The 20,694-nt window shown below is 43.3% G+C and carries 21 protein-coding genes and 1 pseudogene; 13 read left to right on the top strand and 9 right to left on the bottom strand.

Annotated features, from left to right (window positions below; genetic code table 11):
- The first annotated feature begins 1 nt into the window (after window position 1).
- The 3 genes from C1A07_RS05570 to C1A07_RS05560 all read left to right on the top strand — a co-directional run bounded on the left by C1A07_RS05570 (window position 2) and on the right by C1A07_RS05560 (window position 1,846).
- Window positions 2–364, top strand: coding sequence for a DUF1667 domain-containing protein (locus tag C1A07_RS05570; RefSeq protein WP_101876232.1), 363 nt, complete (start codon window positions 2–4; stop codon window positions 362–364).
- Between the two features lie 41 nt (window positions 365–405).
- On the top strand, window positions 406–966 hold the full coding sequence (locus C1A07_RS05565; RefSeq protein WP_101876231.1) for a glycerol-3-phosphate responsive antiterminator: 561 nt from the start codon (window positions 406–408) through the stop codon (window positions 964–966).
- 319 nt (window positions 967–1,285) lie between these two features.
- Window positions 1,286–1,846: a hypothetical protein gene (locus C1A07_RS05560; protein ID WP_101876230.1), complete on the top strand. Its 561-nt coding sequence runs from the start codon at window positions 1,286–1,288 to the stop codon at window positions 1,844–1,846.
- 389 nt (window positions 1,847–2,235) lie between these two features.
- Here the strand turns inward: C1A07_RS05560 and C1A07_RS05555 are convergent.
- A pseudogene (locus tag C1A07_RS05555) lies at window positions 2,236–2,424 on the bottom strand (DUF1266 domain-containing protein); the annotation flags it as partial.
- Between the two features lie 21 nt (window positions 2,425–2,445).
- Window positions 2,446–2,700 (bottom strand): hypothetical protein, encoded by a 255-nt coding sequence (locus tag C1A07_RS05550; protein ID WP_101876228.1) that lies wholly within the window; start codon window positions 2,698–2,700, stop codon window positions 2,446–2,448.
- 343 nt (window positions 2,701–3,043) lie between these two features.
- Between C1A07_RS05550 and C1A07_RS05545 the strand changes: the two genes are divergently transcribed.
- The 4 genes from C1A07_RS05545 to C1A07_RS05530 all read left to right on the top strand — a co-directional run bounded on the left by C1A07_RS05545 (window position 3,044) and on the right by C1A07_RS05530 (window position 9,696).
- On the top strand, window positions 3,044–3,715 hold the full coding sequence (locus C1A07_RS05545; RefSeq protein WP_101876227.1) for a response regulator transcription factor: 672 nt from the start codon (window positions 3,044–3,046) through the stop codon (window positions 3,713–3,715).
- A gap of 16 nt (window positions 3,716–3,731) precedes the next feature.
- Window positions 3,732–5,090 carry a sensor histidine kinase gene (locus C1A07_RS05540; RefSeq protein WP_101876226.1) on the top strand — a complete coding sequence of 453 codons (1,359 nt, stop codon included), beginning with the start codon at window positions 3,732–3,734 and terminating at the stop codon, window positions 5,088–5,090.
- Window positions 5,091–5,184: 94 nt separating this feature from the next.
- Window positions 5,185–6,390 (top strand): DUF6034 family protein, encoded by a 1,206-nt coding sequence (locus C1A07_RS05535; RefSeq protein ID WP_101876225.1) that lies wholly within the window; start codon window positions 5,185–5,187, stop codon window positions 6,388–6,390.
- A 93-nt stretch (window positions 6,391–6,483) separates the two neighbouring features.
- Window positions 6,484–9,696, top strand: coding sequence for a UvrD-helicase domain-containing protein (locus C1A07_RS05530; RefSeq protein WP_101876224.1), 3,213 nt, complete (start codon window positions 6,484–6,486; stop codon window positions 9,694–9,696).
- Here the strand turns inward: C1A07_RS05530 and C1A07_RS05525 are convergent.
- Entirely contained in the window at window positions 9,693–9,929 is a 237-nt protein-coding gene (locus C1A07_RS05525; RefSeq protein WP_101876223.1) for a hypothetical protein, read from the bottom strand. The genes C1A07_RS05530 and C1A07_RS05525 overlap by 4 nt on opposite strands.
- Before the next feature lie 142 nt (window positions 9,930–10,071).
- Here C1A07_RS05525 and C1A07_RS05520 point away from each other — a divergent pair, with 142 nt between their 5' ends.
- Entirely contained in the window at window positions 10,072–10,977 is a 906-nt protein-coding gene (locus tag C1A07_RS05520; protein ID WP_101876222.1) for an AraC family transcriptional regulator, read from the top strand.
- A 231-nt stretch (window positions 10,978–11,208) separates the two neighbouring features.
- On the opposite strand, the gene C1A07_RS05510 is transcribed toward C1A07_RS05520, so the two are convergent.
- The 5 genes from C1A07_RS05510 to nuoE are packed head-to-tail and all read right to left on the bottom strand — an operon-like array spanning window position 11,209 to window position 16,233.
- Window positions 11,209–12,960: an NADH-dependent [FeFe] hydrogenase, group A6 gene (locus C1A07_RS05510; RefSeq protein WP_101876221.1), complete on the bottom strand. Its 1,752-nt coding sequence runs from the start codon at window positions 12,958–12,960 to the stop codon at window positions 11,209–11,211.
- A 15-nt stretch (window positions 12,961–12,975) separates the two neighbouring features.
- Window positions 12,976–14,763 (bottom strand): NADH-quinone oxidoreductase subunit NuoF, encoded by a 1,788-nt coding sequence (nuoF, locus tag C1A07_RS05505; RefSeq protein WP_101876220.1) that lies wholly within the window; start codon window positions 14,761–14,763, stop codon window positions 12,976–12,978.
- 12 nt (window positions 14,764–14,775) lie between these two features.
- Window positions 14,776–15,153, bottom strand: coding sequence for a (2Fe-2S) ferredoxin domain-containing protein (locus C1A07_RS05500; protein WP_101876219.1), 378 nt, complete (start codon window positions 15,151–15,153; stop codon window positions 14,776–14,778).
- Between the two features lie 24 nt (window positions 15,154–15,177).
- Window positions 15,178–15,735, bottom strand: coding sequence for an ATP-binding protein (locus C1A07_RS05495; RefSeq protein WP_101876218.1), 558 nt, complete (start codon window positions 15,733–15,735; stop codon window positions 15,178–15,180).
- 3 nt (window positions 15,736–15,738) lie between these two features.
- Entirely contained in the window at window positions 15,739–16,233 is a 495-nt protein-coding gene (gene nuoE / locus C1A07_RS05490) for an NADH-quinone oxidoreductase subunit NuoE (protein ID WP_101876217.1), read from the bottom strand.
- A gap of 214 nt (window positions 16,234–16,447) precedes the next feature.
- Here nuoE and C1A07_RS05485 point away from each other — a divergent pair, with 214 nt between their 5' ends.
- From C1A07_RS05485 to C1A07_RS05465, 5 genes are read left to right on the top strand one after another with little or no spacing between them, the layout of a single operon-like run.
- Complete coding sequence (locus tag C1A07_RS05485; protein WP_101876216.1) at window positions 16,448–16,795, top strand: DRTGG domain-containing protein; 348 nt, start codon at window positions 16,448–16,450, stop codon at window positions 16,793–16,795.
- Window positions 16,795–17,217 carry an ATP-binding protein gene (locus C1A07_RS05480; protein ID WP_101876215.1) on the top strand — a complete coding sequence of 141 codons (423 nt, stop codon included), beginning with the start codon at window positions 16,795–16,797 and terminating at the stop codon, window positions 17,215–17,217. The genes C1A07_RS05485 and C1A07_RS05480 overlap by 1 nt, the downstream gene beginning before the upstream one ends.
- The gene (locus C1A07_RS05475; RefSeq protein ID WP_101876214.1) at window positions 17,217–18,629 is read left to right on the top strand and encodes a [Fe-Fe] hydrogenase large subunit C-terminal domain-containing protein; all 1,413 of its coding nucleotides are present in this window, start codon (window positions 17,217–17,219) and stop codon (window positions 18,627–18,629) included. Before C1A07_RS05480 ends, C1A07_RS05475 begins: the two co-directional genes overlap by 1 nt.
- 8 nt (window positions 18,630–18,637) lie before the next feature.
- Window positions 18,638–18,973 (top strand): hypothetical protein, encoded by a 336-nt coding sequence (locus C1A07_RS05470; protein ID WP_101876213.1) that lies wholly within the window; start codon window positions 18,638–18,640, stop codon window positions 18,971–18,973.
- Window positions 18,974–18,987: 14 nt separating this feature from the next.
- Window positions 18,988–19,695 (top strand): PHP domain-containing protein, encoded by a 708-nt coding sequence (locus C1A07_RS05465; RefSeq protein WP_101876212.1) that lies wholly within the window; start codon window positions 18,988–18,990, stop codon window positions 19,693–19,695.
- Between the two features lie 43 nt (window positions 19,696–19,738).
- On the opposite strand, the gene C1A07_RS05460 is transcribed toward C1A07_RS05465, so the two are convergent.
- Window positions 19,739–20,659 (bottom strand): LysR family transcriptional regulator, encoded by a 921-nt coding sequence (locus C1A07_RS05460; RefSeq protein WP_101876211.1) that lies wholly within the window; start codon window positions 20,657–20,659, stop codon window positions 19,739–19,741.
- Between the last annotated feature and the right edge of the window lie 35 nt (window positions 20,660–20,694).

Here is a 20,694-nt window from a genome sequence, read left to right as displayed (position 1 = left end):
TATGGAAACCAGAGAAATGATTTGCATTGGCTGCCCCTTAGGATGTATAATGACAGTGTCTGTCCATGAAGATGAAATTGAAGTGAAAGGAAATACATGTCCCAGAGGAGAAACTTATGCAAAAAAGGAAGTTACAAATCCTACCAGAATTGTCACATCTAGTATTAAAGTGGAAAATGGGCAGATGACCCGGGTTTCTGTAAAGACAAAGGAGGATATTCCTAAAAATAAAATTATGGACTGTATGGAAGAGATTTTGCAGGCAAAGGTATGCGCTCCCGTTCATATAGGAGATATATTAATTGAAAATTGCGGCGGAACTCATGTTCCTGTTATTGCTACAAAGTCAGTTCTGGAAAGGTAGAGAGTTTTTCATTAAAAGAAGCAACGAGAGGGGAAGACAATATGAAAGTAATAGACCTGCTGGAAAGTTCGCCGGTAATTGCTGCTGTAAAAGATGATAAAGGGATGGAAAGATGTTTCCAATCAGAAAGCTCAATGGTATTTGTGCTGTATGGGACAATCTGTAATATTGCAGATATAGTAGACAGAATTAAGGATAAGGGGAAAATTGCTATTGTTCATGCGGATTTGATATCAGGGCTGAATTCTAAGGAAATCGCAGTAGATTTTCTCAGGGAAAATACAAAGGCAGACGGAATTATCAGCACCAAGCCGGCTATGGTAAAAAAGGCTATTTCCCTTGGAATGATTGGAGGCCAGAGAACCTTTATGATTGATTCTATGGCGCTTGCTACGACGAAAAAGCAGATGGAAACCTTTCGCCCAGACTTTTTGGAAATTCTGCCAGGCGTGATGCCAAAAATTATTAAGGAAATTAAGGAAAGTATAGATATTCCTTTAATTGCCAGCGGCCTGTTATGTGATAAAAAAGATATGATATCAGCATTTTCAGCAGGCGCGGACGCTATTTCCACCACAAGAGAAGATTTGTGGTTTATGTAAAATAAGAAAAGCAGTGTAAAAAGGCTGCTGCAGATTGATTCGTCTGCAGCAGTCCTTTTTGCACCCTGGATTCCGTTTTTATTCTATATGCAAAAGTTGTTATAGATTGAGCATTTGTATTAGTAAAAACCAGCAACAAAAATATAATCTAAAATGTTAAATATATTGACACATGTAAGGCATAGTGTTAGAATAAACATAATAAGTTAGAAAAAACTGGAAAACAAATCAAATATCGTTTTTCAGACAGACTTAGAATTTTATAAAAATAAAGAGAATAAGCAGAAAAAGTCATAATTTATGAAAGGAAGGAAGAAAATTGGAGAATCGGGCTACAAGTAATGACCTGCGACTGCTCATTCGAGAAAGTGTGAAAGACGGAAATACACATTTAGTTGCAGACATTAAACAGTATATAAAAAAAGTCCTGAAGGAAAAAGGGATGGAATGCTCCAGCGGTCAGATTTCAGGCGCCTTTACCAACATGTGTAAAAGCGGGGAGTTAAGGAATCCGGAAAGAGGATATTATACAAAGGGTCCTAAGTTTGATAAACGGGCTGCATATTATGACCGTCATATTATGACTGATACGTTTTCTCAGGATACAGACGAGAAACAGAAAGACCTTTTTGAGATATCAGAGGACAAACGGGGCGGCATTTACCAGGAAGTCTTAAAGCTGCATTCGGATTCAACGGAGTTTCAGGAAATTTACCAGAGTATTTTAAATGATTTGCAGAGCACAGTAGAAAAGATAGAAACTAAGCAGAACGAAATAAAAGTAGGTCAGGCCTCTGAGGAGGATTTGAAGTTTATTTTGGAATTAAAGGGCTTGGAAAAAGATGTAAAGGATTTTGTATTTAAGTATAAAACCAGGTAAGAGTAAGGATATCAGATATTTTCTGTCAAATACATATAAGGAGGTGGTAGGATGACTCTCTACGAAAAATTATCATTGTTTCTGTCATCCGCCCAGCTGGTTTTGACAGTAATGATGCTGTTTATACATTAAAAACAAGCATTTATTAAACTAAAAATGCCTGTACTGTGGGGCAGTACAGGCGGCCTTTAAAAGGCAGTTTCTCATAAACAGAAAATATCTGTTCCTATAAATTTTATCACAAACAGTGAAAAATAACAATATTGTTTTATTTAAGCTCCAGCTGCCATGGCAAAGAACAAGGGCCGTCTGGAGCATTTTTTAGTTTCAGACATAATTCTTTCCCTTTCAGCGATGTTGCTTTGTCCATCGTCGCCCTGGCTGCTTCTCTACTCCTTATATCCCTTTAAATAGCTGTCGTACAAATCAGACCAGGAATGATACAAACTCTGCATAAGCTGTCCGATTTTAAAAGATTCTGCTATCATTTCCTCACGATCAATATAGCCGCCTACAAAGCCCATTCCAAGAAGCTGAGTTGCGCGGCAAAGATTCCACGCCCCTGAAGCAATCTCTTCTTCTGCGCAGGCCTTTCCCTGTTACTTAGATGTCAGATAGTTGACCATTTCTAAAAGAGCGCTTTTATCGGAAACATCCCAATCCCTGCGAAGCATAACGCGCATAGAAGCCCCTTCAGGATAGCTTTTTCTCGTAGAGCCTGCAAAATAATGCCAGTCCCCCTCAGCATATTCAGACCACATAGCATAAGTGCCTACGATCCATCTCTCTGCGTCATTGTTCGGCAGCGTAATGTTTTCATCCTCTTTCTTTTTAAATAACCCCAAGAATCCCATATAAATTCTTCCCTCTTAAAAGTAATGAATATAATACTAATATTATTAGTATACCAGAAAGTTTATTAACAGCCAATATTTTTTTGCCTTCTAGGATAAATATTAAAGTAAAGAATAAAGTGCATCGAATAATGTCGCTTTATATAACATTTTTGTTTGGGGAAATATCTGCTTATTATCACACTGTAAAAATTATGTTAACTTGATTGCATATTATAACCTTTTCCAGAAAATGTTTACATGTTTACATTTTGGCAAAGTTTTTTTACAGCTTATATAGTATGATAGAAAGGGTAAAGGGAGTCGGGGTCTCCTGAATTTTTTGTGTAACGAGGTATGATAGGTGAAAAATAAAATTTTGATTATAGAGGATGAAGGTGCTATTTCTCAGCTGCTGGCCATGAATTTGGAGGCTGTGGGATATGAGACGGAAATATGTGAGGACGGAAAAGAAGCAGAGGATTATTTAACAAAATATGAGAGGGAGGCTGCGGATTTGGCCTTGGTGGATATTATGCTGCCTAAAAAGGATGGATTTCAGCTGATGGATTATTTTCAAAAATATAAGATTCCAGTAATTTACCTTACAGCCAAGGCGGACGTAGGGTCTAAGGTAAAGGGGCTGAAGCTGGGAGCAGAGGATTATATTGTAAAGCCTTTTGAGGTGCTGGAGCTTTTAGTGCGGATGGAAAAGGCTTTAGAGAGAAACGGGAAATTGTCCTCCCTTTTAATTTACAAAGGCTTAACCATGGACTTGGCTAAGCATAAGGTTTATGAGGACGGAAAAGAAATCTCCCTAAAGCCAATGGAATTTAGCCTGCTTTCTGTTTTCTTAAAAAACAGAAATGTAGTTTTAGGAAGAGACCGGCTGCTTAATATGGTGTGGGGCAGCGAGTATTATGGGGAAACCAGAACTGTGGACGTGCATATAGCCAGATTGAGAAAGAAAATAAAAGCCTGTAAAGATATTGTGACCATTCCAAAAGCCAGGTATCTGCTGGAGGATAACGTCTGACGGCAGGAGGAAGCATATGAAAATAAGAACAAAATTGCTGCTGCTTATACTGGGGATTTTAACAGTATCCTTTAGTATCTGCGGTATTTTTTCCGTAAATGCTATGAAAAATTATAGTTTAACTGTGCTGGCTGACAGTGAGGAGGAAAAGCTGGAGGCCCTAGGTCAGGCAATTAAGCAGGTGGGGACAAGAGAAGATCTTCAGGTAATGGGGGAGGCGGCCAGAGACGCTTATTTAAAATACCAATTTAAACGGTGCTATGTAAAGGGATATGGGCTGCTGAAAAACGGGGTGTGTATTCAGAATCTGACCGACTATGAAATATTAGACCCTCAGGCGCTGACAGAGCCGTATATGGTTCAAAGTATTGGCGGCAAGTACATACTTCTTGTAAAAAGGCCTTTGGAATATCCGGAAGGGTTTCAGGTAATGGCGGTAAAAGATATTTCAGAGGCATGGAAGGCGGCAAACAGGCAGGTGAAGCTTTATGCCTTTGTTTTTGCGGCAGTGGCGGTCTGCGCCGGAACAGTGTCTATTATTTTAGTAAAACAAATTACCAGATCTTTAGAGGAGCTGAAAACAGCTGCTTCAGCCGTCAGCCGCGGACAATGGGGGACCAAGGTAAATATAAAAGGAAATGATGAGCTGAGCCAGGTGGGAGCAGCCTTTAATCAGATGTCAGAGCAGGTGGAGGAGCAGGTAGAAACCTTGCAGCTGCTTTTAGGAGCTTTGGCCCATGAAATGAAAACGCCTGTCACCTCAATCATCGGATATGCTGACAGTCTTCTTCACGTGCGCTTAAATAAAGAGCAGAAAGAAAAGGCTGTACAATATATTTATCAGTCAGGGGTTAGAATGGAGCAGATGTCCTCCAAGCTTTTAAGTCTTATTGGAACATATGAAAATGAGGCCATTGAAAAAACTAAGCTTTCTGCCAGGGAAATTTTGGAGGCAGTGAAGGAGGAGACAAGGGAAATGAGAAAGCAGAAGAATATTTCCCTTTGTCTGGAATGTGAACCTCAAATGGCTATTTATGGAGACAAACAGCTGTTGGTCAGCTTATTCTCTAATTTAGTGCAAAATAGCTGCCGGGCTTCAAAGCCAGGGCAGAAAATAAAGCTTCAGGCGTTTTCCCAGAGTATTACAGTAGAAGATAAGGGCTGCGGCATAGGAGAAAAAGATTTGCCCTATGTAACAAAAGCCTTTTATATGGCGGATAAATCCAGAAGCAGAAAAGAAGGAGGCTCTGGGCTGGGACTGGCTATTAGCGAGAAAATTGTAAAGCTGCACAGTGGAAAAATGAAAATTGAAAGCAGGGAGGGAGAGGGGACGAAAATCACAGTTATTTTTCCTAAAATAAAAGGTTTACAATAGTTTTACAAAACGGAGAATATTATTGGCAGAAAATAATCTATGATGACTTTAAAGACCAATTAATATTGGACTTTAAAGAAAGGAGAATCTATAGATGAAAAGAAAAGTAAGATATGGAGCTGTTATTAGTATTATCTGCGCGGCTGCTCTGTGGGGAAGCGCCTGCAGCCAAAAAACAGATAAGATGGTAATAGGAGAAAAAAAGGAAAGTCAGGAGACCAAGGAAACAGAGGGGGAAGACCAGGAAAGGGAAGAGGAAACTGCGAAAGAGAATTTGGCTGTGATAGTGGAAGCTCCTGAGAAATATGAAATAAATGTTCATTCGGATAAAGTGGAGATTACAGCGGACGCTTTCGTGCAGGTGCCGGACACAGACGCTATACCGGAAAGGGAGATTAAACTGCTTCCGTACAGCGAAGCAGATTATCAGAATTTGAAAAAAATAGTAGGATCATATGCAGGAATTCAGTGGGGAGAGGATAAGCCCTGGGAGGAGGCAGAAGGGCTGCAGTGTTATGATTTAGACGAAAGCTATTATATTTATTACAACAACGATTATATAGTGCAGAAAGGGGAAGGAGGCAGCGCAGTTACGCCGGTTTTAAGAGCTTCCTCTGTAATATACCACACTACGGGCCAGTTAGCGGGGGCTGCGTTTAATCAGGAGGAAAAAAATCAGATTGAAGAGAATATCCGGGAAAAGGCGGACCAGCTGGTGGCTCAGCTGAATTCAGGCCAATTTGTAAGGAGAGAAGAAAAATGGGTGCAGAAAAGCATCTATAAACAGGAAAACGGAATTTGGAAAAATGAGGATACTGACGACCAGTTAATGATTTTAAAATATGTTAGAGTATTAGACAATATACCTATTTCACAATGGTTTTATGTATCAGGGATACATACAAGTATAGAAGGGCCTCAGTATATAGAGCTGTGTTTAGATAAAGAGGGGAAATTAGTTTATATAAAAGACATTGCCAGAATGGAAATTGGCGCTCCAAGTGGGGAGGAGGAGTTTTTGCTTCCATTTGAAGCTGTCTCCCAGATTTTCCAGCAGTATTTTAAGGCCTTTTATGACAATAGCAAGCTTCCGCCTTTAACAGAAGGCGAGAAATATTACATGTATGTAAATGTGGAAAAAGTCAATCTGGAGTACAGAATGGTATTTCAGGATGGACAGTGGAAATTAATTCCGGTTTGGAATTTCTACGGATTTTCATCTGCCTCTTATATGGACAGGAAAGAGGAATGGCTGCTGCTTTCTATTGACGGAAGGGACGGAAATATTTTAACATATTAAATCTGGGTCCTGTTGTCCTATGTACACGGATGGTATAATAAAAATCAATATATCATTATAAACCAAAGAGAAAGCATAGAAAAGGTGATAAACATGTACATAGGAGATTTACATATTCATTCCAGGTATTCCAGAGCCACCAGCAGGGACTGTACGCCGGAGCAGCTGGATATTTGGGCCAGGAGAAAAGGAATAGATATAGTAGGAACAGGAGATTTTACTCATCCTGCATGGAGGGAGGAGCTAAAGGACAAGCTGGAGCCGGGGGAGGACGGCCTGTATTATCTGAAAAAGGAGTTGGCTGTGGAGGACGGAACAGGCGCAGGAAGCCGAAGGCCCAGATTTGTAGTGTCAGGGGAAATTAGTTCTATTTACAAGAAGAACGGAAAAGTCAGAAAGGTGCACAGCTTAATTCTTCTGCCTGGACTGGAGGAGGCGGAAAGACTGGCGGCCAGGCTGGAGACCATTGGAAATATTCACTCTGACGGCCGCCCTATATTAGGCCTGGACTGCAGAGATTTGCTGGAGATAACCTTAGATATTTGTCCCAATGCAATTTATATTCCCGCTCATATATGGACTCCTCATTTTTCCTTATTTGGAGCATTTTCCGGATTCGACAGTGTGGAAGAATGTTATGAGGACATGGCCCCATATGTACATGCCATGGAGACAGGTTTGTCCTCAGACCCGCCTATGAACTGGAGGCTGTCTGCCCTGGACTCTTATCAGCTGGTTTCTAATTCGGATGCTCATTCTCCTGCAAAGCTGGGAAGAGAAGCAAATTTATTTCAGATGGAAATGTGCTATGACAATCTGGAAAAGGCGATTCAGACAGGGGAAGGGCTGGAAGGAACTATTGAATTTTTCCCTGAGGAAGGGAAATATCATTTTGACGGCCACAGAAAATGCCATATTTGCCTTAGCCCGGTGGAGGCGGAAAGGCTTGGCGGAAAGTGCCCTGTATGTGGAAAAAAACTGACTGTAGGCGTAGACCACAGGGTAGAGCAGCTGGCGGACAGAGAGGAAGGCTACGTTAAGCCCGGGGCTAAGCCATTTGAAAGTCTGGTTCCTTTGGCTGAGGTAATTGGAGCTTCTACAGGCAAGTCGGCGGCCAGCGTGAAGGTACAGGAGCAGTACTGGAAATTAATGAGAAAGCTGGGAAACGAGTTTTCAGTTTTAAGGGAAATTCCTATTGAAGATATAAAAAAAGCGTCCGGATATTTAGTGGCAGAAGGCATTAAAAGGCTGCGCGAGGGGGATGTCAAAAGAAATCCAGGCTTTGACGGAGAATACGGAACAGTTAACTTATTTGAGCCGGATGAAATTCAAAATCCAGATGGGCAGATGAGCTTATTTTTTGACAGCAGCCTGACGGCAGTGTTGGAAAAAACAGAGATTTCAGAGGAAAAGTCAGAAGAAAAAGAATATGAGCCTGGGACCGCGGCGCAAGGGGAAATATTATTTAAGACGCAGAACAACCTGCCTGGCAACAATCTGCCTGGCAAAAACTTGCCTGGCAGCGTAGTTTTAAATTCAGAGCAGGAGATGGCTGTGAAAAGTGCAGGCTCTGACACTGTAGTAGTTGCAGGTCCGGGCACAGGAAAAACAGGTACTTTAACAGCCAGAATTAGTTATATGATGGAGGCCAGGAAGGTAAAGGCGTCTCAGATTACTGCCGTAACCTTTACAAATCAGGCTGCCAGGGAGCTGAGAGAGCGTTTGGAGAAGCGTTTAGGGGCCAGAAAATGCCGTTTAATGAGAATCAGCACCTTTCACGGAATTTGTTTTGATCTGCTGAAAAAAAGCGAAAGGGAGTTTCAGCTGGCTGATGAAATAATGGCGGCAGATATAGGGGCTCAGATTATTGAGGAGCTGGATTTAAAGGTACGCCCAAGACAGCTGCTTCAGCAGATTTCAGAGATAAAAACAAAAATTCTGCCTAATCTATGTGAGAACCAGAAGCTGATAGAGGAAATAGACGAAAAATGGGCTAAGGCTTTTGAGTTATATGAAGAGAAACTAAAAGAGGCCAATGCTCTGGACTTTGATGACCTTCAGACAGAGGCCCTTATCCTTGCTCAAAAAGATAGCTCTAAAGCCTTGTGGAGAAAGGGCTTTGATTATTTGCTTGTAGATGAGTTCCAGGATGTAAGCCCTATTCAGTATCAGCTGATCAAAGAGTGGAGAAAACACGGGCGGGAGCTGTTTGCCATTGGAGATCCGGATCAGTCTATTTACAGCTTCCGAGGCGGGGAGGCCAAATGCTTTCAAAAGCTTGAGGAGGATTTTCCCCATGTGTGCCGGATTTCCTTAGAAGAAAATTATCGTTCAGCTCCACAGATCTTAAATAACGCTTTATCTGTGATTTCCAAAAATCCAGGGGAGGAGAGAAAGCTGAAGGCCACGGCAAAGGACGGAAAAAAGGTAAAGGTAGTAACTGCCGGCTCGCCTATGAGCGAGGCTATTTATGCAGCCAAAGAAATCGGCCGTCTGGTGGGAGGAATTGATATGCTGGAGGCCCAGACCGGCTCTGAAAAAGGGGAGGAGGCCGGCAGCAGAAGCTTTTCCGACATTGCCGTGCTTTACAGAACCAGAAAGCAGGCAAAGCTTTTGGAAAAATGTTTATCGCAAGAAGGCATTCCTTATGTTGTGGCAGGAAGAGATGAATTTCTTACAGATAAAAGTATAAGGAGAACAGCAGCATTTTTCCTCAGTATAATGGAAGAAAATCAGATGGCAAAAGATGGGGCAGAGAAGTGGCTGGGACAGGAAGAGTGGGAGAAGCTGGCGGAAAAATATAAGCCTTTAATAAAGAAAAAAGCTCCTGGAGAGATTTTGCAGAAATGGGCTGCTGATATTCAGGAGGATGAAGAGGCCTTAAAGAAATTTGTCTCAATGTCTCTGTGCTATAAAAATATGGCGGAGTTTTTTCAGGAGCTGGAATTTGGGCAGGAGTTTGATTTAAAGCGCTGGGGCGGAAAGAAATATACTTCTGACGCTGTAACGCTTACTACGCTTCACGGCTCTAAGGGACTGGAATATCCGGTGGTAATCATAAACGGCGCCAGGAAAGGCCTGCTGCCTTTAGAAACAAAGGGAAGGGTAGAAAACCCGGAGGAAGAGCGAAGACTGTTTTATGTAGGTATGACAAGAGCCAAGGAGGAGTTAATTATTACGTCCTCTAAGGAACAGTCAGAATATTTAAAGGATCTGCAGGAACAGGACACAGTTTATGTAACAGAAGAGAAAAGCAGGGAACAAAAGAAAATCAAGCAGATCAGCTTGTTTGATTTTCTGGATTAGTTGTCCAGAAGATATGGGCTGATAGAGTTTAAAAGCTCTTTTGGACAGCAATCCGGAGGAAACTTCAGCAGCAGAGGCTTAGATAAATCCCAGGTAAATAGTTCTTCAAAATTATTGGTTGTTATTTCGCAGCTGCCGTTGGTGATATAAAAAGGCAAATGAAATTCATCCATAATTTCGGAAAAACCTGATATTTTTTTAATAGAATTTAATTTTATCCAGAAACCGCTCATACCGTCACCTCATATAAATATTGAATGAACTTTGCTATAGTTGTATTATATGACTGATATAAGAAGAAATTTTGCTATATACAGCCAAATAATAGTATAATATAACCAAAGTCTTTATAGGAGAAAAGCGGGGAGAAATACAGTGGAGCAGATTACGGAAATCATAACGGATCAGTCTTTAAGACAGCTGATGGATCACGGCACGGCGCGTTTTCCCTTTCAGCATTACCGGGAGGACATAAAAAAGTTTAATATTGGGAAAATCAGCAGCCATTGGCACAAAGAATTTGAATTAGTTACAGTTGTTGCAGGAACTGTAATATTTCAGATTGGAAACCAAAGTATTCCAGTACAGGCAGGGGACGGGATTTTTATTAACACAGGCGTTATTCACAGCCTGGAGGCAAAGGGTCAGGGCTTTATATCTGATGCTTTATTTTCCGGCAGCTTAATTGCCGGGGAAAATACAAGCATTTATGAAAAATATGTGGGAGAGTTTTTAAGATCATCTATCTCCCACGTTGTTCTGCAGCAGAAAGTAACCTGGCAAAAAGAGATATTGGAAATATTAGAAAAACTGTATGATTTAAGTGAAAATAATCAGCAGGACCATGAGCTGAAGATTCATATTTTAGTTTGCTGTTTGTGGGAAAAATTATTTTGCAACAGAGAGGTTTGCACCACCTCCAATCAGGTGGGAATTTCCATTCGCTCCCAGGCCCGTCTGCGTCTTATGCAGCAGTATATTGAAAGTCATTATTCTGAAAAAATTACATTGTCTCAGCTTGCAGAGGCAGCCAATATCAGCAAAAGCGAGGCCATCAGGTGTTTTCAGATTGGTATGAAATCCTCCCCCATAGATTGTGTAAATGAGTACCGCCTTTCTCAGGCCAGAGAGAGGATTCTAACTACAGATGATCCGATTACAGAGATTGCCGTTCAGTCAGGCTTTGACAACTGCAGCTATTTTGACAGAGTATTTAAACGAAAATATGGAATGACTCCCAGGATGGCTAGAACTTGCTGTCACAAGAGCACAAATCTATAAATAGCTGCATCAGCGGGCTGATCCATTTATTTTTGTGGTGGCCGCAAACAGCAGTAATAGTTGTATGGGTTAGTTCTGTAGAAGTGTGGTCAAGCATGAAGAATAAATAAAAACAAAGTGAAAAAAGCAGGGTCAGAAAATCCTATAAACTCAAGGATTTTCTGACCCCTGTCTTGAAAAATCAGTATTCAAAGTGGCAAAATAAATTATCAGGTTTTTTGCCGGTGCCGTTTATTTTTTTGCGTTAATGCTTCTCTTTACATATTTGGTGTGAAGCAGGTGGTGAGCTTTTTCACTTCCCGGTTTGCCAAGGTATGTATCGTACAGTTCAATAATAGCAGGATTCTCGTGGGACTTTCTGATGGCGTCGGCCTGATCGTCGTCATAAAGAACCTTTGCGCGGAGAGCGCGGATATCTACTGTATTGCGGATATAACCAGGCTGCTGAGGCTGACCGCCGCCATTGACACAACCGCCTGGACAGCCCATAATCTCAATAAAGTGATAATCTGCTTCTCCAGAATGAACCTTATTCAGCAATTCTCTTGCATTTCCAAGGCCGGAGGCTACAGCTACCTTCACATCCATGCCGGCTACATTGTATGTAGCTTCTTTGATTCCCTGTGTTCCGCGGACTTCCATGAAATCCAGATTTTTCAGCTCTTCTCCTGTAAGAGTCTCTACAGCTGTACGGAGAGCAGCCTCCATAACGCCGCCTGTTGCTCCGAAAATAGTTCCGGCGCCGCTGCTTAATCCTAACGGAGTATCGAAATCTTCATCCGGCAGATTGTTGAATTTCAATCCGCACTTGCGGATGAGACGAGCCAGCTCTCTTGTAGTCATTGCGTAGTCTACATCCGGCACGCCGTTGGCTGCCTGGTGATCCCGGCCGATTTCAAATTTCTTTGCAGTACATGGCATTACGCTGACAGATACAATATCTTTTGGATCAATTCCGGCTTTTTCAGCATAGTAAGATTTTGCAATAGCGCCGAACATCTGCTGAGGAGACTTGCAGGTAGACATATTTTCTGTCATATCTGGGAAATAATGCTCGCAATATTTTACCCATCCTGGAGAACAGGAGGTAATCATAGGCAGAATGCCGCCGTTCTGTACTCTTTCAATAAATTCGTGAGCTTCTTCCATAATTGTAAGGTCCGCAGAAAAATCAGTGTCAAATACTTTGTCAAAGCCGATTCTTCTAAGAGCCGCAACCATCTTGCCTTCTACGTTGGTGCCGATTGGATAACCGAATTCCTCTCCAAGACCAGCTCTCACAGAAGGAGCAGTCTGTACAATCACATGTTTAGACGGATCTGCAATAGCAGCCAGCACGTCGTCTGTACAATCTTTTTCCTGAAGAGCTCCAGTTGGACATACTGCAATACACTGACCGCAGGATACACAGCTGGTTTCTCCCAGTCCCATCTCAAATGGGGAGCCGATAAATGTGGCAAAACCACGCATGTTTGCTCCGATTACGCCGATGCCCTGTACCTTGTCGCAGACTGCGCTGCAGCGGCGGCAGAGAATACATTTGCTGTTGTCGCGAATCATGTGAGCCGCGCTGTAATCAATAGTAGACGGGGTTTTCTCACCGTCAAAGAAGCCTTCTGCCTCAACGCCCAATTCCTTACAAAGCTGCTGAAGCTCGCAGTTTCCGCTGCGCACGCAGGAAAGACATTTTCTGTCGTGGTTGGAAAGAAGCAGCTGCAGTGTTTTTCTTCTGGATTCAATTACTTTTGGAGTGTTGGTCCAGACTTCCATATTAGGGTTAATTGGATATACGCAGGAAGCCACCAGACTTCTTGCGCCCTTCACCTCTACCACACACATGCGGCAGGCGGCGATTTCGTTGATTTCTTTTAAATAACATAACGTAGGAATCTCAATGTGAGCCAGTCTGGCTGCCTCCAGAATGGTGGAACCTGCCGGAGCGCTGACTTCTACGCCGTTAATTTTAATTGTGATATTCTCCATATTGCTCTTCCTCCATTATTGTTTGTAGATTGCACCGAATTTACATTTTTCCATACAAGCGCCGCACTTAATACATTTATCCTGGTCAATAATATGCGGATTCTTAACAGAACCGATAATAGCATTGTTAGGACAGGTACGTGCACATAAAGTACAGCCTTTACATTTCTCGGTGTCAATATGGTAAGAGAGGAGTGCTTTACATACTCCTGCCGGACAGCGTTTCTCTTTAATGTGAGCCTCGTACTCATCGCGGAAATAGCGGAGAGTGGAAAGCACCGGGTTAGGAGCAGTCTGTCCCAGAGCACATGCGGAATTATCTTTTACATAGTAGCACAAATCTTCCAGCTTCTGCAGATCATCCATGGTAGCGTTGCCTTTTGTGATCTTAGTCAGCAATTCTAACATACGCTTTGTACCGATTCTGCAGGAGGTACATTTGCCGCAGGATTCTTCTACAGTAAATTCCAGGAAGAATTTTGCAATATCTACCATACAGTCGTCTTCGTCCATAACAATCAGTCCGCCTGAACCCATCATAGAGCCAATGGCCAACAGGTTGTCATAGTCAATAGGAATATCGAAATGCTCAGCTGGAATACATCCTCCGGAAGGTCCGCCGGTCTGAGCTGCTTTAAACTTCTTGCCATTTGGAATGCCGCCGCCGATTTCTTCAATAACTTCGCGGAGAGTAGTGCCCATAGGGATCTCCACCAGGCCTGTATTGTGGATCTTTCCGCCTAAGGCAAATACTTTTGTGCCCTTGGATTTTTCTGTACCCATGGAAGAGAACCACTCAGGTCCGTTGAGGATAATCTGAGGGATATTGGCGTATGTTTCAACGTTATTTAAAATAGTTGGCTTTCCGAAAAGACCTTTTTGAGCCGGGAACGGAGGTCTTGGACGAGGCTCGCCTCTGTTTCCTTCAATAGAGGTCATAAGAGCTGTCTCCTCGCCGCACACAAATGCGCCGGCGCCTAAACGAAGGTCAATATCAAAATCAAAGCCTGTTCCGAAAATGTCTTTTCCCAACAGCTCCATCTCACGGGCCTGACTGATGGCAATCTGGAGACGTTCTACTGCAATAGGATATTCTGCGCGGACATATATGTAACCCTGGTTGGCTCCAATAGCGTAGCCGGCAATAGCCATAGCTTCCAGAACCGCGTGAGGATCGCCCTCCAAAATGGAACGGTCCATAAATGCTCCGGGATCGCCCTCGTCCGCGTTACAACAGACATATTTCTGGTCGGCGTCATTGCCTTTGGCCAGCTTCCACTTTAAACCGGTTGGGAAACCGCCGCCGCCTCTTCCACGGAGGCCGCTGTCCAACAGGCACTGAATAACATCGTCAGGAGTCATTTCTGTCAGCACTTTTCCTAAAGCAGCGTAACCGCCGGTACCGATGTATTCTTCAATAATTTCAGGGTTAATTACACCACAGTTGCGGAGTGCGATTCTGTGCTGCTTTTTGTAGAAATCAGTGTCCACTAAAGCCTTTACGCCTGTAGGAGTAACAGTCTCCTGGTAAAGCAGCCTTGTAACAACACGGCCTTTTAACAGATGTTCAGTGACAATCTCAGGAATGTCTTCTACCTTTACCATAGAGTAGAAGGTTGCATCCGGATAAATAATCATAATAGGGCCTAAGGCGCAAAGACCGTGGCAGCCGGTCTGCACAACAGATACTTCGTCCGTAAGTCCCTGTTTGGCAATTTCTTCTTTCAGTGTGTCCATAATCTTCTGGCTTCCGGAGGATGTACATCCTGTTCCGCCGCAGACTAATACGTGTGAACGATACATTGTGTGTCCTCCTTATTTAATATCTTCTGAGCCAAGAGTATATTTTTCAACAACATGACCGCCTGCCAGATGTCTCTCTACAACCTCTGCGGCTTTGTCTGGGTTCATCTTTATGTAGGTTACCTTTGGTTTGCCAGGCTCCATTACCTCCACAATAGGCTCGTACTGGCACAGTCCAATACATCCTGTCTGTGTCACAGCCACCTTGTTAGTCAGTCCTTTTTCCTGAACCAGGTTGGACAGTGTGGTGAGAACAGGTCTTGCTCCGCTGGCAATTCCGCAGGTAGCCATTCCCACAACTACACGGATATGGTTATGGTCCTCCGCTCTCATGCTAACCTGACTCTGCATTTTTTCGCGGATTGCTTTTAACTCTTCAAGAGATTTCATATTTTCCTCCAATCTGACGACTCTTTACAGAACCGTCCCGCTGTCAGTCTCTGTTTTATTTTCCGTAAGATAATCCATAATATATTCAGATACCTCTGGAGTATTTAAAGGAACGCCGCCTAAAATCTGGCGGAACTCTCTGGTATCTAAGGTAAACGACTTATTATCAAACTGATATGTGTAGCAAAAATCAATATCCGGGTGATACACAACTAAGGTATGTATAGTAGAAGTAATATCTCCCAAAGGCATCCGGTCGATGTGAGAAAGGACAAATACAGCAGTGACCACAGTGCCTGTTCCTACTTCAGACTGAATGGTAAAGGAACCGCCTGTGCTTTCCGCCGCATATTTAAAGAAAGGGACCCCCAGCCCTACTTTTCTGGTAGTTCTGGTAGTAAAAAACGGATCAGTTACATGATTTACCTGTTCCTCTGTCATACCGCAGCCATTATCTTTAATTACTACGGTTAAAGCGTCCTTCTCAGTGTCTGCCTCCACGCGGATTGTAACCAGGGAAGCCCCGGCTCTGGTGGAATTTTCTGCTACGTCCAGTATGTTAAGAGCGATTTCCGTCATCATAGATTATTGATATTTAGCCAGAATTCCTGGAATCTGGTCAGGGGTAAGACGTCCGTAAACCTCATCGTTAATCATCATAACAGGAGCCAGTCCGCAGGCGCCTACACAGCGGCAGGAGTCCAGGGAAAACTTACCGTCAGGAGTGCATTCTCCGTTGGTAATGCCAAGCAGCTCCTCCAGCTTCTGAAAAATCTCTCCAGAACCCTTTACATAGCATGCAGTGCCAAGACAGACAGAAATCTGGTAGCGGCCTTTAGGCTGAAGGGCGAATTGAGCGTAGAAAGTAGATACGCCGTAAATTTTCTCTAAAGGAATACCGGTCTCGTCGGAAATCATAGTCTGCACCTCAATAGGAAGGTAGCCGTAGATTTCCTGTGCCTTCTGCATAATGGGCATCAGACAGCCTTTTGTATCCTTGAGCTGGGCAATGGTCTTTTTCAAAGCAGTTTCCTGCTCTTTGGTCCCTGCAAAGGGGACGCTTTGTGTTTTACAAGCCATTTTGTAAACCTCCTCAGTTTAAGTCTTAAAGTTATGCAATATATAAACAATTTTATCATATAAAGAAATAAAAATCCACCATTTATGAAAAAATGTCAGGAAAATAACAAACTATTTATGTTGATTATTACTATAACAGATGATATTCTATATAATAATTAGGTATAATGAATTGTAGAAATTTACCAAATTTAAAGAGAGAAGGTGTTTATGTATGACGGTTGAGGAAGTTCGCAAAACCCTGGGGGCAAGGATTTTAGTGGGGGAAGAGCATTTGGACAGAGAGGTGAGAACAGCCTGCGGTTCTGACATGATGAGCGATGTGCTGGCCTTTTCCAAAGATCATGGGATTCTGCTTACAGGATTATGTAATCCCCAGGTAATCCGCACAGCGGAAATGTTAGACATTGTCTGTATTATTTTTATTCGGGGCAAAAAGCCGGACCAGTCCATTTTAGATATGGCAAAAGAAAGAGATCTGGTGATTATGGAAACAGGCCATAGGATGTTTTCTGCCTGCGGTATGCTGTATGAGGCAGGCCTGAGAGGAGGAAAGATCTGATGGATGAAGCGATTGTATTACAATATAAGGTTTCTCCCGACGACTTTACCAGAGCCGGGGAAGCCAGCAGCGATGTAAAAAGCAAGTTAAAGCAGATGGGGGTAAGCCCTGACGCTATCCGCAAGGTGGCTATTGCCATGTATGAGGGGGAGATCAACATGGTGATTCACGCCAGGGGCGGCCATATTACAGTGAGTATTACTCCGGAGCAGATTACTATGGAGCTGGCCGACGTAGGGCCTGGAATCCCGGACGTGGATTTGGCCATGAAGGCCGGATATTCTACCGCCCCTGATGCGGTCAGATCATTGGGATTCGGAGCGGGGATGGGCCTTCCCAACATGAAAAAATACACTGATGATATGAGGATCAATACAAAGCTGGGAGTGGGAACAACAATAACAATGGTGGTGAATCTATAGTGGATAAATTTTATCATTCAGTTCATTTAGAACAAGAGCTTTGCAAGGGCTGCATCAACTGTATCAAACGCTGTCCTACAGAGGCTATTCGCGTAAGGGGAGGCAAGGCGCAGATCAACAGTAAGTTTTGTATTGACTGCGGCGAGTGTATCAGGGTCTGTCCTCATCATGCAAAGCAGGCTACATATGACAGTCTGGACGTGATAAAAAAATATGAATATACTGTAGCCTTGCCGGCGCCTGCTTTATACAGCCAGTTTAATAATCTGGACGATGTAAATATTGTTCTGAACGCCCTTTTGATGATGGGGTTTGACGATGTATTTGAAGTAAGCGCGGCGGCGGAGCTGGTGTCTGAGGCAACCAGAGAGTATATTTCTTCCCATGAGGAGGATTTGCCTTTAATCAGCACCGCCTGTCCGTCAGTAGTGCGTCTGATCAGGGTTAGATTTCCCAACCTGATTTCTCACATGCTGCCGTTAAATCCTCCGGTGGAGGTGGCGGCCTGTCTGGCTGTGGAAAGGGCTGTGAAAAAGACGGGACTGGCCAGAGAAAAAATAGGCATCTGCTTTATTTCCCCTTGTCCGTCTAAGGTGACTTATTCTAAGGCCCCTTTGGGCACGGAAAAAAGCCAGATTGATCATGTGCTGGCGATTAAAGACGTTTATCCCCATTTACTTCATTATATGAAGGCAGTGGGAGACGAGCCTGCAGATATTGGCATGTCCGGAAAAATCGGTATCAGCTGGGGAAGAAGCGGAGGGGAGGCAGGAGGACTGTTTACAGAAAGCTATTTGGCTGCGGACGGCATTGAAAATGTAATCAGGGTCCTGGAGGATCTGGAGGATCAGAAGTTTACGAACCTTCAATTTGTAGAGCTGAACGCCTGCAACGGCGGCTGTGTCGGTGGAGTTTTGACAGTGGAGAATCCTTATGTGGCTGAGGTAAAGCTGAAAAGGCTGAGAAAATATATGCCTGTGGCCAGAAGCCATATGGAGGAAGAGGAGGCGGAAGGGTTTATTAACTGGACGGAAAGCGTAGAGTTTGAACCGGTATTTAATTTAGGCCAGACTATGATGGAAAGCTTTTTCAGATTAAATCAGGTGGAAAGACTTTGTAAAAAGCTGCCTGGTTTGGACTGCGGTTCCTGCGGCGCTCCTACATGTAAAGCTTTGGCCGAAGATATTGTGAGGGGAAACGCAAGAGAAGAGGACTGCGTTTACTATTTGAGAGAAAGTTTACATAAATTATCTCAGGAGGTATCGGCGTTAGCCGACGACATGGCGGCGGGAGAAAAAGGAGGCCAGGAAACTTTAAGGCTTTTAAAGGAATATATTCATAAAATATCTGAGGATATGTCCAGACTGGATAAGGATAAAAAAGGCGAGGCAGCGGGAGAGGGCCGGGAATAGGAGGTATTATGACAGTACAGCAGCTGGTGGACAGTGAAATTTTTCAGGTGGTTAATATAGGAGAGGACACAGGCCGGAAAATAGAAAAGCCGTTTTGCTGTGATCTTCTCAGCGTGGCAATGGGAAAGGCTCCGTCCGGGTGCGCCTGGGTAACGGTTATGGGCAATATGAATACTTTGGCGGTGGCTACTTTGGCGGACGCAGCCTGTGTAATTATGGCGGAGGGCGCTGTTTTAGATGAAATTGCCATGAAAAAAGCCAGAGAACAGGAAATTACAGTGTTGAAAACAGAAGAGCCGATTTTTGAGGCGGCCTTAAAAGTCTATCATTTAATAAACGGATAAAGGCGGGAAAAAGTATGAATCTGTATTATGATCTCCACATCCATTCCTGTTTATCTCCCTGCGGGGATCAGGATATGACTCCCGCCAATATTGCAGGTATGGCTGCAGTAAAGGGATTGGACGTCATTGCAGTGACAGATCACAATTCCTGTAAAAATTGTCCGGCAGTGCTGGCCGCTGCCAGAGAGTATGGAGTGCTGGCCATACCAGGCATGGAAATATGCACTCAGGAGGAGGTGCACGCAGTCTGTCTGTTTTCTGAGCTGGAGGCGGCTATGGATTTTGACGACTATGTGTATCAGCGGCTGATGCCTGTGGAAAACAGGCCGGATATATTTGGAAAGCAGGAAATTTATAATTGTAATGATCAGGTGCAGGGGACGGTGCCTTATTTGCTTATAAATGCCTGCAGTATTTCTTTTGATCAGCTGTGGCGGCTGGTGCGGGAAAGAAATGGAGTTATGTTTCCGGCTCACGTGGAAAAGCCGGCCAATAGTTTGATTGCCAATCTGGGGTTTGTGCCTCCTGACAGTGAGTTTAAAACGGCAGAGCTGAAGAATCTGAAAAAACTCCATGAAATGAGAAGAGAACATCCTTACTTGGAGCAGTGCAGGATTATCAGCAATTCAGACGCTCATTATCTGGAAGATATTAACGAGCCGCTGCTGACCATTGATGTGAAAGAAAAAAGCGCTGAAGCAGTCATTTGGGCATTGCTGTAAAAAGACTGCTTCAGAAAAGATCATTAGAAAAAATTAAAATTATTTAAGATACAGATGTCTGGTCTAAGGTCCAGAACTGGGTAGCCAGGGAAATAAAGTCCCTGGCTGCTTTTGTCAGGTAAGATCCCTTTCTGTAGGTGGCGGCCAACTCCCAGGAAGGGCGGGAGGACAAATAAAAATAGGCGACAGATTCCTGGGCAGTGGCATAAGCCTCCGGAAGAATGGTGCAGCCTAAGCCATTTCTCACCATGGTACATAAGGTGTAGTTGCTGGCAGATTCAAAAAGAATATTTGGGGCAAATCCAGCTTCCTTAAATAAAGGATCAATCACGCCTCTCATAGTAGAATTTCTGGACATCAGCACGAATCTGTCTTTCTTAAAATATTCCAGGTCAATAGTGGCGTAGGGCTCCCCGGGACCGTTGGCGTATTTGGCCATGGGGTGAATGCGGGGGATTCCAAGAAGGAGATCCTCGTTCTTAATATGAATATATTCGTCAGAGCTTTTGTCTTTCTCTGTAAGAGTGACAAAGCCTAAATCTAAATATCCCTGGGAGATCATGGATATTTGCTTCTTAATTCCAATCTCTAAAGGTTCTATTGTAATATTTGGATAAGCCTTATAAAACTTAGGATAGATTTCCATAAACATGGTGCTGCCCCGCTCAGGAGTTAAGCCTACGTTCAGGTGGCCGATTTTATTGTCAGTCATGTCGTGGATAATATTGTAGGCCTCCTGCTTCATCTGCAGCATTTTTTTGGCATAGGTGACGTAGATCATCCCGGCTTCTGTAGGACGAAAGTCATTTTTCGTGCGGTGGAACAGCTGAATTCCTAAATCTGCCTCCAGCTTCAGGAGCTGCTGATTTAAACCAGACTGAGTAATATACAGTCTGTCCGCTGCTTTCGTTATACTGTTTTCCTCTGCAATTTTTACAACATATTCCAGCTGTCTCAGGTCCATAAAAGCGCTCCTTTTCCTTGGAATAAAATAACTAA

The sequence above is a fragment of the Lachnoclostridium edouardi genome (assembly GCF_900240245.1).
GTDB lineage: Bacteria > Bacillota > Clostridia > Lachnospirales > Lachnospiraceae > Lachnoclostridium_A > Lachnoclostridium_A edouardi.
Note: the sequence above shows the minus strand (reverse complement) of the source record. Positions and strands in the feature narration are given on the sequence as shown.

Excerpts from the sequence above, each read along its gene's own strand:
- C1A07_RS05570 (WP_101876232.1), top strand. The coding sequence starts at position 2 with ATGGAAACCAGAGAAATGATTTGCATTGGCTGCCCCTTAGGATGTATA.
- C1A07_RS05565 (WP_101876231.1), top strand. The coding sequence starts at position 406 with ATGAAAGTAATAGACCTGCTGGAAAGTTCGCCGGTAATTGCTGCTGTA.
- C1A07_RS05550 (WP_101876228.1), bottom strand. The coding sequence starts at position 2,700 with ATGGGATTCTTGGGGTTATTTAAAAAGAAAGAGGATGAAAACATTACG.
- C1A07_RS05540 (WP_101876226.1), top strand. The coding sequence starts at position 3,732 with ATGAAAATAAGAACAAAATTGCTGCTGCTTATACTGGGGATTTTAACA.
- C1A07_RS05535 (WP_101876225.1), top strand. The coding sequence starts at position 5,185 with ATGAAAAGAAAAGTAAGATATGGAGCTGTTATTAGTATTATCTGCGCG.
- C1A07_RS05530 (WP_101876224.1), top strand. The coding sequence starts at position 6,484 with ATGTACATAGGAGATTTACATATTCATTCCAGGTATTCCAGAGCCACC.
- C1A07_RS05525 (WP_101876223.1), bottom strand. The coding sequence starts at position 9,929 with ATGAGCGGTTTCTGGATAAAATTAAATTCTATTAAAAAAATATCAGGT.
- C1A07_RS05510 (WP_101876221.1), bottom strand. The coding sequence starts at position 12,960 with ATGGAGAATATCACAATTAAAATTAACGGCGTAGAAGTCAGCGCTCCG.
- nuoF (WP_101876220.1), bottom strand. The coding sequence starts at position 14,763 with ATGTATCGTTCACACGTATTAGTCTGCGGCGGAACAGGATGTACATCC.
- C1A07_RS05500 (WP_101876219.1), bottom strand. The coding sequence starts at position 15,153 with ATGAAATCTCTTGAAGAGTTAAAAGCAATCCGCGAAAAAATGCAGAGT.
- C1A07_RS05495 (WP_101876218.1), bottom strand. The coding sequence starts at position 15,735 with ATGATGACGGAAATCGCTCTTAACATACTGGACGTAGCAGAAAATTCC.
- nuoE (WP_101876217.1), bottom strand. The coding sequence starts at position 16,233 with ATGGCTTGTAAAACACAAAGCGTCCCCTTTGCAGGGACCAAAGAGCAG.
- C1A07_RS05485 (WP_101876216.1), top strand. The coding sequence starts at position 16,448 with ATGACGGTTGAGGAAGTTCGCAAAACCCTGGGGGCAAGGATTTTAGTG.
- C1A07_RS05480 (WP_101876215.1), top strand. The coding sequence starts at position 16,795 with ATGGATGAAGCGATTGTATTACAATATAAGGTTTCTCCCGACGACTTT.
- C1A07_RS05470 (WP_101876213.1), top strand. The coding sequence starts at position 18,638 with ATGACAGTACAGCAGCTGGTGGACAGTGAAATTTTTCAGGTGGTTAAT.
- C1A07_RS05465 (WP_101876212.1), top strand. The coding sequence starts at position 18,988 with ATGAATCTGTATTATGATCTCCACATCCATTCCTGTTTATCTCCCTGC.
- C1A07_RS05460 (WP_101876211.1), bottom strand. The coding sequence starts at position 20,659 with ATGGACCTGAGACAGCTGGAATATGTTGTAAAAATTGCAGAGGAAAAC.